This is a genomic window from Mesorhizobium sp. WSM3873 (assembly GCF_001672445.1).
Classification (GTDB): Bacteria; Pseudomonadota; Alphaproteobacteria; order Rhizobiales; family Rhizobiaceae; genus Mesorhizobium.
The window spans coordinates 38,006-50,402 of the sequence record NZ_LYTM01000027.1 but is presented as its reverse complement, the minus strand read 5'-3'; the positions used below and the strand labels follow the sequence as shown (position 1 = coordinate 50,402).

At 63.6% G+C, this 12,397-nt stretch carries 10 protein-coding genes; all 10 read right to left on the bottom strand.

From position 1 onward, the window contains the following. Nucleotides 1–113 precede the first annotated feature (113 nt). The 10 genes from A9K71_RS18375 to nuoG all read right to left on the bottom strand — a co-directional run bounded on the left by A9K71_RS18375 (nucleotide 114) and on the right by nuoG (nucleotide 12,391). Nucleotides 114–1,790, bottom strand: a complete 1,677-nt coding sequence (locus A9K71_RS18375; protein WP_066998805.1) for a ribonuclease J — start codon at nucleotides 1,788–1,790, stop codon at nucleotides 114–116. 49 nt (nucleotides 1,791–1,839) lie between these two features. Continuing rightward, nucleotides 1,840–2,661 (bottom strand): biotin--[acetyl-CoA-carboxylase] ligase, encoded by an 822-nt coding sequence (locus tag A9K71_RS18370; protein ID WP_066998802.1) that lies wholly within the window; start codon nucleotides 2,659–2,661, stop codon nucleotides 1,840–1,842. Between the two features lie 4 nt (nucleotides 2,662–2,665). Continuing rightward, nucleotides 2,666–4,102: an NADH-quinone oxidoreductase subunit NuoN gene (nuoN, locus tag A9K71_RS18365; RefSeq protein WP_066998799.1), complete on the bottom strand. Its 1,437-nt coding sequence runs from the start codon at nucleotides 4,100–4,102 to the stop codon at nucleotides 2,666–2,668. Nucleotides 4,103–4,115: 13 nt separating this feature from the next. Continuing rightward, on the bottom strand, nucleotides 4,116–5,621 hold the full coding sequence (locus A9K71_RS18360) for an NADH-quinone oxidoreductase subunit M (RefSeq protein ID WP_066998796.1): 1,506 nt from the start codon (nucleotides 5,619–5,621) through the stop codon (nucleotides 4,116–4,118). Next, complete coding sequence (nuoL, locus tag A9K71_RS18355) at nucleotides 5,621–7,594, bottom strand: NADH-quinone oxidoreductase subunit L (protein WP_066998793.1); 1,974 nt, start codon at nucleotides 7,592–7,594, stop codon at nucleotides 5,621–5,623. Before nuoL ends, A9K71_RS18360 begins: the two co-directional genes overlap by 1 nt. An 11-nt stretch (nucleotides 7,595–7,605) precedes the next feature. Further along, on the bottom strand, nucleotides 7,606–7,914 hold the full coding sequence (nuoK, locus tag A9K71_RS18350; RefSeq protein WP_066998791.1) for an NADH-quinone oxidoreductase subunit NuoK: 309 nt from the start codon (nucleotides 7,912–7,914) through the stop codon (nucleotides 7,606–7,608). 1 nt (nucleotide 7,915) lies between these two features. Next, a complete protein-coding gene (locus tag A9K71_RS18345) occupies nucleotides 7,916–8,536 on the bottom strand; it encodes an NADH-quinone oxidoreductase subunit J (RefSeq protein WP_066998787.1) in 621 nt (206 codons plus the stop codon). 236 nt (nucleotides 8,537–8,772) lie between these two features. Further along, nucleotides 8,773–9,264: an NADH-quinone oxidoreductase subunit NuoI gene (gene nuoI, locus A9K71_RS18340; protein WP_066998784.1), complete on the bottom strand. Its 492-nt coding sequence runs from the start codon at nucleotides 9,262–9,264 to the stop codon at nucleotides 8,773–8,775. Then, entirely contained in the window at nucleotides 9,264–10,307 is a 1,044-nt protein-coding gene (gene nuoH, locus A9K71_RS18335; protein ID WP_066998780.1) for an NADH-quinone oxidoreductase subunit NuoH, read from the bottom strand. The genes nuoI and nuoH overlap by 1 nt, the downstream gene beginning before the upstream one ends. Nucleotides 10,308–10,309: 2 nt before the next feature. Beyond that, nucleotides 10,310–12,391, bottom strand: a complete 2,082-nt coding sequence (gene nuoG / locus A9K71_RS18330) for an NADH-quinone oxidoreductase subunit NuoG (protein ID WP_066998777.1) — start codon at nucleotides 12,389–12,391, stop codon at nucleotides 10,310–10,312. Nucleotides 12,392–12,397: the final 6 nt, after the last annotated feature.

Sequence of the window (12,397 nt, the reverse complement as noted above, 5' to 3'; positions counted from 1 at the left end):
GCCAAACGGACGGCCGAGACCGTCTGCCAGGCGATCGGCGAAATCCTCAACCGGACGACACCCGCCGAGTGCTCAAACTACTTCGCCAATGCAGGATACGACCGGAGATGACTTCATCCCGCTCTAGTGACAAACACCGTCACCAGCGGCTTCTTGCCCCAGGCTTCGTTGGCGGCGCCGCGGACGGCGCGGCGCACGGCCTCCTGCACAAGGTCGAGGTCTTTTCTGCGCTGGCGGGGGATCGAGTCCACCGCGCCGATTGCCGCATCGAGCATCAGGTCCTCTAGCGTCTCGCCGCTGGCATCGGCCTCGGCGACGCCGATCGCCACCAGATCGGGATCGCCGGCTAGCTCGTATTTCTCGTCGAGCACGACGTTGACCGCGACATGTCCGGCATAGGACAGCTTGCGCCGGTCGCGTATGCCCATCGCCTGATCGGTGCCGATCAAGTATCCATCCTTGTAGAGGCGGCCGAACGGCACCTGGTCGATGATCGTGGCCGGACCGGGCCAGAGCCTCAACATATCGCCGTCGCGCACCTGCGCCACCTGGCCGATGCCCGACATCGACATCAGCGAGCCCTGCGCCACCAGATGCGCCGCCTCGCCGTGCACCGGCACGCCGATCTGCGGCCGCACCCATTCATACATCTTGCGCAACTCGCTGCGGCGCGGATGGCCGGAGACATGCACCAGCGCGTCGCCGTCCTCGATGATCTTCATGCCGAGGTCGATCAGCCGGTTCTTGATTTCTAGGATCGCCTTCTCGTTGCCGGGAATGGTGCGCGACGAAAACACCACCGTGTCGCCGGCCGTCAGCGCCACCGACTTCATCTCGTCGCGCGAAAGCTTCGCAAGTGCGGCCAGCGGCTCGCCCTGGCTGCCGGTGCAGATGACCACCAGATTCTCGCGCGGGATATAGCCGTAATCCTCCTCGGCAATGAATTCCGGCAGGCCGTCCATGTAGCCGAGTTCGGTCGCGACATCGATCACGCGCTTCAGCGAGCGGCCGAGCACAAGGCACTGCCGGCCTGCATCCCGCGCAGCCTTGGCGATCGAAACGATGCGCCCGACATTGGAGGAAAAGGTGGTGACCGCGACGCGGCCCTTGGCGTTTTCGATGACGCCTTTCAGGCCCTCGCCGACCGCCACTTCCGACGGCGACTCCCCTTCCCTCAGCGCATTGGTGGAATCGCAGATCAGCGCCAGCACGCCCTTGTCGCCGTAAGCGCGGAAGCGCGCCTCGTCCGTCTTGGGGCCGATCGTCGGCGCCGGATCGATCTTCCAGTCGCCGGTGTGGATTACCGTGCCGGCGGGCGTGGAGATCGCCAGCGACATCGGCTCGGGAATGGAATGCGCAACCGGGATGGCTTCGATCTCGAACGGCCCGATGGTGAACGTGTCGCCGGCCCTGTAGATCATTGCCGGGATTTTTGGCGCGTTCTGCTCGCCCTGCCGTTTGGCCTCCAGCAGGCCGGCGGTGAACGGCGTCATCCAGACCGGCACTTTGAGCTTCGGCCAGATATCGAGCAGCGCGCCGTAATGGTCCTCATGCGCATGGGTTATGACCACGCCGCGCAAGCCGTCGAGGTTCTCCTCGATGAAGCGTGTGTCGGGCAGGATCAGATCGACGCCCGGATGCGCGCTGTCCGGAAATGTGACTCCGACATCGACGACGATCCATTCGCGCGCGTTCGCGGGCCCGTAGCCATAGAGGGCGAAGTTCATGCCGATCTCGCCGACGCCGCCGAGCGGCGCGAAGACGAGTTCGGCGTTCTCAGTATTCGCCATAAATCCTTTCCTTCCTGGCCAATCAGGCCAAGCCAATCAAATCAAGTCGTCAAAGACGGGCCGACGCGACCGCGCCGAAATGCACGTCGCCGGCCGCTATCGTCAAAGCAGTTCCGTCATCGTCGCGGATCACGAAACGGCAGTCCTCGTCAATGGTTTCGAAGACGCCGCGCACCACATTGCCGTCAATTCTGACAGCAACCTCGCCGCCGAGCCCCGCGGCGCGAGCCAACCAGCGTTTCCTAATCGCGCTAAGTCCCCGCCCGTCATCCCACAATCTGAAATTCTCGCTCCAGGCATCCGAGAGCGCCAGGAACAGCATCTCGGCATCGCAATTGGCGCCAAGTGCCTGCAGCGACGTCGCCGGATAAGGCAGATCCTCGGGGTATGCCACGACGTTGACGCCGATGCCGACGGCAACCGCGAAACGGCCGCCTTCGAGCAGGGTCGATTCCAGCAGGATGCCGGCAAGCTTGGCGCCGGTGGCGAGCACGTCGTTCGGCCATTTCAGCTCGAAGCGGTTGCGTCCTTCGCTGGCTCCGTCCAGGCCAACGGCGATCCGCCCTTGCGGGACGACGGCATCGAGCGCGTCAGCCAATGCAAGCCCGGCGACGAAGCCAAGCGTCGCGGCGAGCCGCAGCTCGCCATTCGAAACCAGAAGCAGCGTCGCCGCCAGATTGCCTTCAGGCGTCGCCCAGGCGCGGCCGCGCCGACCGCGTCCGCTTTCCTGCTTCTTCGAGACGATCCAGAGTTTTCCCGGATCGCCCGCGCGTGCATGCTCAAGCGCCAGCGCGTTGGTCGAGCCAACGCTGTCATGGGCCTCGAGCCGGAACCCCTCCGACGCCGCGGTTGGAGCCAGCCGAAATGCCATCCCGTCAGAAGAAGGTCTTGGCGGCGGCTTCGGCATAGCTGCCGATCGGCCCGCCGATCAGCACATAGAACAGCACGAAGGCGCCGCTGACGCCGAGCACGAGGCGCAATTCGCTGGCCATCGGCACGAAGCCGCCGACAGGCTCGTCGAACCACATGATCTTGATGATGCGCAGGTAATAGTAGGCACCCACCACCGAAGCCAGCACGCCGATGATCGCCAGGGCATAGAGATGCGCGTTGATGGCGGCGAGGAACACGTACCATTTCCCCCAGAAGCCGGCGAGCGGCGGAATGCCGGCCAGCGAGAACATCAGGATGGTGAGGATGGTGGCCATGATGGGATTGGTCGAGGCGAGGCCCGCCAGATCGCCGATCTGCTCGACATTGCCCTCCTTGCGCCGCATGGCGAGGATGAAGGCGAAGGTGCCGAGCGTCATCACCAGATAGATCAGCATGTAGATCGCCACGCCGCGCACGCCGGCCTGGCTGTTCGCGGCAAGGCCGACCAGCGCGTAGCCCATATGGCCGATCGAGGAATAGGCCATCAGCCGCTTGATGTTGGTCTGGCCGATCGCGGCGAAGGCGCCGAGCGCCATCGAGGCGATCGAGATGAAGACGACGATCTGCTGCCAGTCGGCGGCGATCGGCTTGAAGGCGCCCATGGTGACGCGCACGATCAGCGCCATCGCCGCCATCTTCGGGGCGGCGGCCAGGAAGGCGGTGATCGGCGTCGGTGCGCCCTCATAGACGTCCGGCGTCCACATGTGGAACGGCACCGCCGAGATCTTGAAGGCGAGGCCGGCGAGCACGAAGACAAGGCCGAAGACAAGGCCGAGCTGACGTTCGCCGCTGCCCAGCGCCGTCGCGATCTCGTGAAAGCCGGTGTTGCCGGTATAGCCGTAGACCAGCGAGATGCCGTAGAGCAGCATGCCCGACGACAGCGCGCCGAGAACGAAATATTTAAGGCCGGCCTCGGTCGAGCGGACATTGTCACGGTTGATCGCCGCCAGCACATAGATCGCCAGCGACTGCAGCTCGAGCCCGAGATAAAGGCCGATCATGCCGTTGGCCGAGATCATCAGCATCATGCCGAGCGTGCACAGCACGATCAGCACCGGATATTCGAACTTGTCGAAATGCTCCTGCCTGGCAAACCGCATCGACATGACGAGCGTGACGGCAGAGCCGATCAGCGCCAGCATCTTCATGAAGCGGCCGAAGGAGTCCTGGACGAAAGCGCTGCCATAGGCAGACCCCTCGCCGCCGGAGAAAGCCAGCCACAGGCCGGCGATCACAAGCACCGCGACCGCGAGCCCGGTCACCGTCATGGTGTTGTTGGAGCGCGAATACGCACCCACCATCAGAAGCGCCAGCGCGCCGATGGCGAGGATCAGTTCCGGCGTCGAGAGCGAAAGGCTGGAGAGAAGGTCCGGCGTCATGGTGTTTCCCCGGTCAGTTCGCCGCCGCGGTCTGCGCGGAATTGATGGAAGCGGTGACGTTGGTGACGAGCGCCTTGACCGACTGCGTGGTGGCGTCGAACACAGGCGCCGGATAGACGCCGAAGAAGATCACCAGCACCACAAGCGGGTAGATGATCGCCTTCTCGCGCGTCGACAGATCGAGCAGGTTCTTCAAGCTCTCCTTGGTCAGCGCGCCGAAGATCACGCGGCGGTAGAGCCAGAGCGCGTAGGCCGCCGACAGGATGACGCCGGTAGCGGCGAAGAACGCCACCCAGGTGTTGACCCGAAACACACCGAGCATGGTCAGGAACTCGCCGACGAAGCCGCTGGTGCCCGGCAGGCCGACATTGGCCATGGTGAAGATCATGAACGCGGTCGCGTATTTCGGCATGTTGTTGACCAGCCCGCCATAGGCGTCGATCTCGCGCGTATGCATGCGGTCGTAGATGACGCCGACGCACAGGAACAGCGCGCCGGAGACGAGCCCATGGCTGAGCATCTGGAACATCGCGCCCTGCACGCCCTCCTGGTTCATCGCGAAGATGCCCATGGTGACGAAACCCATATGGGCGACCGACGAATAGGCGATGAGCTTCTTCATGTCCTCCTGCATCAGCGCCACCAGCGAGGTGTAGATGATGGCGACGACCGAGAGCGTGAAGATCAGCGGCGCGAACATCTCCGACGCCAGCGGGAACATCGGCAGCGAGAAGCGCAGGAAGCCGTATCCGCCCATCTTCAACAGGATGCCGGCCAGGATGACCGAACCCGCCGTCGGCGCCTCGACATGCGCGTCGGGCAGCCAGGTGTGCACCGGCCACATCGGCATCTTCACCGCGAAGGAGGCAAAGAAGGCGAGCCACAGCCAGGTCTGCATGTTGGCCGGGAAGCTATGCGTCAGCAGCGTGGTGATGTCGGTCGTGCCGGACTGGAAGAACATCGCCATGATGGCGAGCAGCATCAGCACCGAGCCGGCAAGCGTATAAAGGAAGAACTTGAACGAGGCATAGACGCGCCGCTTGCCGCCCCAGACACCGATGATGATGAACATCGGGATCAGGCCGCCCTCGAAGAAGACGTAGAAGAGCACGATGTCGAGCGCGCAGAACACGCCGATCATCAGCGTCTCGAGGATCAGGAAGGCGATCATGTAGGCCTTGACGCGCTTCTCGATCGCATCCCACGAGGCCAGGATGCAGAGCGGCATCAGGAAGGTGGTCAGGATGACGAACAGCATCGAGATGCCGTCGACGCCCATATGATAGGAGATGCCCGAATCCAGCCAGGCGTGCTTCTCGACGAACTGGAAGCCGGCCTGCGAATTGTCGAAACCCTTCCAGATGAACAGCGACACCACGAAGGTGAACGCCGTCGTGATGAAGGCGATCGAGCGGATGTTACGGCGCGCGTTTTCGCTGTCGTCGCTGATCGGCAGAATGAGCAGAACACCAACCAGCGGCAGGAAGGTGACCAGCGAGAGGATTGGCCAGTCGGTCATCAGAGCATCATCCAGGTGACGAGAGCGGCCACGCCGATCAGCATGGTGAAGGCATAGTGGTAGAGGTAGCCGGTCTGCAATTTGACGACGCGGTTGGTGACGTCGACGACGCGCGCCGAGATGCCGTCCGGGCCGAGCCCGTCGATGATGGCGCCGTCACCAGTCTTCCATAGGAACCGGCCGAGGCGCTTCGCCGGCCGCACGAAAAGGAAGTCGTAGAGCTCGTCGAAATACCATTTGTTGAGCAGGAAGCCGTAGAGCAGGCGATGGTTGGCGGCGACGCTCCGGGGCAGTTCCGGCGAGCGGATGTAGAACTTCCACGCGACCGCAAAGCCGATGACCATGGCGATGAACGGAGCCAGTTCCACCCACAACGGCAATTCGTGGATCTCGTGCAGGATGTGGTTGTCCGGCAGCGTGAACAGCGAGGCCTTCCAGAACTCGGCATAGCCCTCGCCGATGAAGGCGCCGTGGAAAATGACACCGGCAAACAGCGCGCCGGCAGCCAGCACGTAGAGCGGCACCAGCATCACCGGCGGCGATTCATGCACGTGATGCATGACCTCGTGGCTGGCGCGCGGCTCGCCGTGGAAGGTCATGAAGATCAGTCGCCAGGAATAGAAGCTTGTGAAGGCGGCGGCGATCACGAGCAGCACGAAGGCAAAGCCCGCGACCGCGTTGTGGCTGGCAAAGGACGCTTCGATGATGGCGTCCTTGGAGAAGAAGCCGGCGGTGCCGATCACCGTCGCCGGGATGCCGACGCCGGTCAGCGCCAGCGTGCCGATCACCATCATCCAGTAGGTCTTGGGGATAAGCGTCCTCAACCCGCCCATCAGGCGCATGTCCTGCTCGTCGGAGACGGCATGGATGACCGAGCCAGAGCCGAGGAAGAGCAGCGCCTTGAAGAAGGCATGCGTGAACAGATGGAAGATCGCCGCGCCATAGGCGCCGACGCCGAGCGCCACGAACATGTAGCCGAGCTGCGAGCAGGTCGAATAGGCGATGACGCGCTTGATGTCGTTCTGGACAAGGCCGACGGTGGCCGCGAAGAAGGCGGTGAAGGCGCCGATGAAGGTGACGACGGTCAGCGCCGAATGCGACAACTCGAACAGCGGCGACAGCCTCGCCAGCATGAACACGCCGGCCGTCACCATGGTCGCGGCATGGATCAGCGCCGAGACGGGCGTCGGGCCTTCCATGGCATCGGGCAGCCAGGTGTGCAGCGGCACCTGCGCCGACTTGCCCATGGCGCCCATGAACAGCAGCAGGCAGACCACCGTCAGCGCCGTGTGCTTGTCGAGCGCATGGCCTAAGAAGGTGAGCACCGCGGCTCCCTCCGGCGCGCCTTCGGCCGGAAGGAAGGAGGCTGCGTTGGCGAAGACTGTGCCGAGATTGACCGAGCCGAACAGCACGAAGACGCCGAAGATGCCGAGCGCGAAGCCGAAGTCGCCGACGCGGTTGACGACGAAGGCCTTGATCGCCGCGGCGTTGGCGGAGGGCTTCTTGTACCAGAAGCCGATCAGCAGATAGGAGGCGAGGCCGACGCCTTCCCAGCCGAAGAACATCTGCACCAGATTGTCAGCCGTCACCAGCATCAGCATCGCGAAGGTGAACAGCGACAGATAGGCGAAGAAGCGCGGCCGGTTCGGATCGTGGTGCATGTAGCCGATCGAATAGATATGGACCAGCGCCGACACGGTGTTGACGACGACCAGCATCACCACCGTCAGTGTGTCGATCCTGAGCGCCCAGGCGACGTCGAGCCCGCCCGCCTGGATCCAGCGCAGCACCGGCATGGTGAACACTTCGCCATGGCCGAAGCCGACGGTGAAGAAGGCGATCCACGACAGCACCGCCGCGATCACCAGGAAGCCGGAAGTGATGTATTCGGATGCCTTGGCGCCGAGCGAATTGCCGAACAGGCCGACAATCAGGAAGCCGAGCAGCGGAAGGAAGACGATGGCCTGGTACATTGTTGTTCCCGTCAACCCTTCATCTGGTTCACGTCTTCGACCGCTATCGAGCCGCGGTTGCGGAAGAAGACGACAAGAATGGCAAGTCCGATCGCGGCCTCCGCCGCGGCGACCGTCAGCACGAACAGGGCGAATACCTGCCCTACGAGGTCATGCAGCGCCGCCGAGAAGGCGACGAAGTTGATGTTGACCGCGAGCAGGATCAGCTCGATCGACATCAGGATGACGATGATGTTGCGGCGGTTCAAAAAGATGCCGAACACGCCGAGCGTGAACAGGATAGCCGATACGGTCAGATAATGCGCGATGCCGACGACCATCTCAGATACCCTCGCCCGACTTGACCTTGCGGATTTCCATGCCCGTTGCCGGCGTGCGGCCGACCTGGGCGGCGATCGACTGCCGCTTGACGCCTTCCTTGTGGCGCAGCGTCAGCACGATGGCACCGATCATGGCGACCAGAAGCACGAGGCCGGCGATCTGGAAATAATAGAGATAGTCCGTGTAGAGGATGTCGCCGAGCGCCGCCGTGTTGGAGCGCGCGGCGAGGTCCGGCGTTGCCTTCGCCACCGTCGAGGCAAGCTGCGGCGCGAAGCTGTAGCCGCCGAGCACGACGATCAGTTCCGCCGCCAGGATCAGTCCGACCAGCGCGCCGATCGGCGCATATTGCAGCGCGCCCTGCTTCATCTCCGCGAAGTCGACGTCGAGCATCATGACGACGAAAAGGAACAGCACCATCACAGCGCCGACATAGACGACGAGCAGGATCATCGCCAGGAACTCGGCGCCGGTCAGCATGAACAGGCCAGCGGCATTGAAGAAGGTGAGGATCAGGAACAGCACCGAATGCACGGGGTTGCGCGACGAAATGACCATGAAGGCCGACGCCACGGCGATAAAGGCGAAGAGATAGAAAAAGACCGCCTCTAGTCCACTCAGCATGGGGTTCCCTCGGGTTCCTGTCCGAACACTGGCTCAGCGCCCCTGCTCGATGTCGCCGCCGCCTCCGGCTGGCAAAGTTGCGTGTTCCTATCGCATGTTCCGATCGGGTTGAAAGACCCGATCGAAAGAAACATGCGACACTCTTTTCATTCCGGAGGATGATCTGGTCCGAAAGTCTGCAACTTTTCGGGGACCATCCTTTGGACGAGGCCCTCGCCCCGTCCATGCGTCAAATGTCAGCGATAGGGCGCGTCCAACGCGATGTTGCGCGCCAGCTCACGCTCCCAGCGATCGCCGTTCGCGAGCAGCTTTTCCTTGTTGTAGTAAAGCTCCTCGCGCGTCTCGGTCGCGAATTCGAAATTCGGCCCCTCGACGATGGCGTCGACCGGGCAGGCTTCCTGGCAGAAGCCGCAATAGATGCACTTCACCATGTCGATATCGTAGCGCACGGTGCGCCGCGTACCGTCGTTGCGGCGCGGGCCGGCTTCGATGGTGATCGCCTGTGCCGGACAGATCGCCTCGCAAAGCTTGCAGGCGATGCAGCGCTCCTCCCCATTGGGATAGCGGCGCAGCGCGTGCTCGCCGCGGAAGCGCGGGCTGGTCGGTCCCTTCTCGTGCGGATAGTTGATCGTCTCCTTCGGCGCAACGAACTGGCGCATCGACAGGAAGAAGGCGCTGACGAAATCCTTCAGCAACAGGGCCTTTGCGGCTTGGGCAAGAGCGGACATCACGCAAACCCCGTGATCTTGAGGAAGGCCGCGGTGGCGACGACCATGAACAGCGAGATCGGCAGGAAGACCTTCCAGCCTAGCCGCATCAGCTGATCATAGCGGTAGCGCGGCACAAACGCCTTCACCATCGAGAACATGAAGAACACCAGGCAGACCTTGAGCACGAACCAGATCAGGCCCGGCACCCAGGTGAAGGGCGCGAAGTCGAACGGTGGCAGCCAGCCGCCGAGGAACAGGATGGTGGCCAGCGCGCACATCAGGACGACGGCGACGTACTCGCCCAGGAAGAAGAGCAGGAACGGCGTCGACGAATATTCGACCATGTGTCCGGCGACGAGTTCCGATTCCGCTTCCACCAGATCGAAGGGCGGACGGTTCGTCTCGGCCAGCGCCGAGATGAAGAACACGATGAACATCGGGAACAGCGACAGCCAGTGCCAGTCGAGGAAGGTGTTGGGCAGGCCAAGCTTGGTGCCGAGGCCATCCTGCTGCGAGAGCACGATGTCGGAGAGGTTGAGCGAGCCGACGCAAAGCAGCACGGTGACGATGACGAAGCCGATCGACACCTCGTAGGACACCATCTGCGCGGCTGAGCGCAGCGCGCCCAGGAACGGATATTTCGAGTTCGACGCCCAGCCGCCCATGATCACGCCATAGACCTCGAGCGAGGAGATGGCGAAAACATAAAGGATGCCGACATTGATGTTGGCGATAGCCCAGCCTTGATTGACCGGAATGACCGCCCAGGCCGAGATCGCGAGCACGGCTGAGACCAGTGGCGCCAGCAGGAAGACGCCCTTGTTGGCGCCCGACGGGATCACCGGCTCCTTGAAGACGAATTTCAAAAGGTCGGCGAAGGCCTGCAGCGTGCCCCAGGGACCGACCACGTTCGGGCCGCGGCGCAGCTGCACCGCCGCCCAGATCTTGCGGTCGGCATAAAGCACGTAAGCCACGAAGATCAAAAGAACGACGATCAGCACGACCGACTTCAACAGGATCAGCAGCGCCGGCAGCACGTAGAAGGAAAAGAAGGTGTCCATGCTTATTCCGCCGCCTGCTTGAAGCCGCTCTTGGCCAGCGCCGAGCACTCAGCCATCACGGCCGAGGCCCGCGCGATCGGGTTGGTGAGATAGAAGTCCTTCACCGGCGAGGTGAAGGTGCCCTTGTTCAAGCGCCCGCCGAGCTTCGCCGCCCTGGCAACGCCGTCGGCGCTGCCCGCCGCGACATGATCGACGCGGGCAAGATGCGGGTATTCGCCATAGAGCTTGGCGCGCAGCTGCGCGAGCGAATCGAACGGCAGCTTCTTGCCGAGCACATCCGACAGCGCCCGCAGGATCGCCCAGTCCTCGCGCGCTTCGCCCGGGGCGAAACCGGCGCGGTTGGTCTGCTGCACGCGCCCTTCCGTGTTGACATAGGTGCCGGATTTTTCGGTGTAGGCAGCAGCCGGCAGGATGACATTGGCGCGGTGCGCGCCCGCATCGCCATGCGTGCCGATATAGACGACGAAGGCGCCGCCGGTCTTGGCCATGTCGATCTCGTCGGCGCCAAGCAGGAACAGGAGATCCGTCGCGCCCAGCATGCCCGCGACATTCTTGCCGCCCTCGCCCGGCACGAAGCCGACGTCGAGCCCGCCGACTCTGGCCGCCGCGTTGTGCAGCATCGCGAAGCCGTTCCAGTCGGCCGTGACGGCATTGACGGCCGTCGCCAGCCTTGCCGCCTGGCCGAGCACTGCCGCGCCGTCCGAGCGCGCCAGGGCGCCCTGGCCGACGATGATCAGCGGATGCGCTGCATTCTTCAGCACCTCGAAGAACTTGCCGTTGCCGTCGGCCAAGTCCTTCAAGGACTCTGGGCCGGCGCCGATGAGCTCGTAGTCATAACGCGTGTCGCCGATCTCGCCGATGACGCCGATCGGCAGGTTGCCGACGCGCCAGCGCTTGCGGATGCGGGCGTTGAGCACCGAGGCCTCGAAGCGCGGATTGGCGCCGACGATCAGCACCGCGTCGGCCTGCTCGATGCCTTCGATGGTCGGATTGAAGATGTAGCTCGCGCGGCCGAGCGACGGATCGAGCGCAGCGCCGTCCTGGCGGCAGTCGATGTTCTTGGAGCCGAGCGCTGCCATCAAAAGCTTGAGCGCATAGATTTCCTCGACTGCGGCGAGGTCGCCGGCGATGGCGCCGATGCGCTCGGGCGCGGTCTTCGACACCTCGTTCTTGATCGCCGTGAAGGCTTCCGCCCAGCTTGCCGGAGCAAGCTTGCCGTTCTTGCGAACGTACGGACGATCGAGGCGCTGGGTGCGCAGGCCATCCCAGATGAAGCGCGTCTTGTCCGAGATCCACTCCTCGTTCACGGCCTCGTTGACGCGCGGCAGGATGCGCATCACCTCGCGGCCGCGGCTATCGACGCGGATCGCCGAGCCGACGGCGTCCATGACGTCGATCGACTCCGTCTTGGTCAGCTCCCACGGCCGCGCCTGGAAGGCGAACGGCTTGGAGGTCAGCGCGCCGACCGGGCAAAGGTCGATGACGTTGCCCTGGAGCTCCGAGGTCATCGCCTGTTCGAGATAGGTGGTGATCTCGGCATCCTCGCCGCGGCCGATCAGGCCGAGTTCGGAGATGCCGGCGACCTCGGTCGTGAAGCGGACGCAGCGCGTGCAGTGGATGCAGCGGTTCATCACCGTCTTGACCAGCGGACCGATATACTTGTCTTCGACCGCCCGCTTGTTCTCATGGTAGCGCGAGGAGTCGACGCCGAAGGCCATCGCCTGGTCCTGCAAGTCGCACTCGCCGCCCTGGTCGCAGATCGGGCAATCCAGCGGATGGTTGATCAGCAGGAACTCCATCACGCCTTCGCGGGCCTTCTTGACCATCGGCGTGTTGGTGAAGATTTCCGGCGCTTCGCCATTCGGGCCGGGGCGCAGGTCGCGCACGCCCATGGCGCAGGAGGCCTGCGGCTTGGGCGGGCCACCCTTCACCTCGATCAGGCACATGCGGCAATTGCCGGCGATGGACAACCGCTCATGGAAGCAGAAGCGCGGCACTTCCGCGCCGGCGTCCTCGGCCGCCTGCAGCAGCGTGTAATGGTCGGGTACCGTGATCTCTTTCCCGTCGACCTTGAGCTTTGCCATTCGCCT

Coding starts and splice junctions, on each gene's coding strand:
- A9K71_RS18375 (WP_066998805.1), bottom strand. CDS start 1,790: ATGGCGAATACTGAGAACGCCGAACTCGTCTTCGCGCCGCTCGGCGGC.
- A9K71_RS18370 (WP_066998802.1), bottom strand. CDS start 2,661: ATGGCATTTCGGCTGGCTCCAACCGCGGCGTCGGAGGGGTTCCGGCTC.
- nuoN (WP_066998799.1), bottom strand. CDS start 4,102: ATGACGCCGGACCTTCTCTCCAGCCTTTCGCTCTCGACGCCGGAACTG.
- A9K71_RS18360 (WP_066998796.1), bottom strand. CDS start 5,621: ATGACCGACTGGCCAATCCTCTCGCTGGTCACCTTCCTGCCGCTGGTT.
- nuoL (WP_066998793.1), bottom strand. CDS start 7,594: ATGTACCAGGCCATCGTCTTCCTTCCGCTGCTCGGCTTCCTGATTGTC.
- nuoK (WP_066998791.1), bottom strand. CDS start 7,914: ATGGTCGTCGGCATCGCGCATTATCTGACCGTATCGGCTATCCTGTTC.
- A9K71_RS18345 (WP_066998787.1), bottom strand. CDS start 8,536: ATGCTGAGTGGACTAGAGGCGGTCTTTTTCTATCTCTTCGCCTTTATC.
- nuoI (WP_066998784.1), bottom strand. CDS start 9,264: ATGTCCGCTCTTGCCCAAGCCGCAAAGGCCCTGTTGCTGAAGGATTTC.
- nuoH (WP_066998780.1), bottom strand. CDS start 10,307: ATGGACACCTTCTTTTCCTTCTACGTGCTGCCGGCGCTGCTGATCCTG.
- nuoG (WP_066998777.1), bottom strand. CDS start 12,391: ATGGCAAAGCTCAAGGTCGACGGGAAAGAGATCACGGTACCCGACCAT.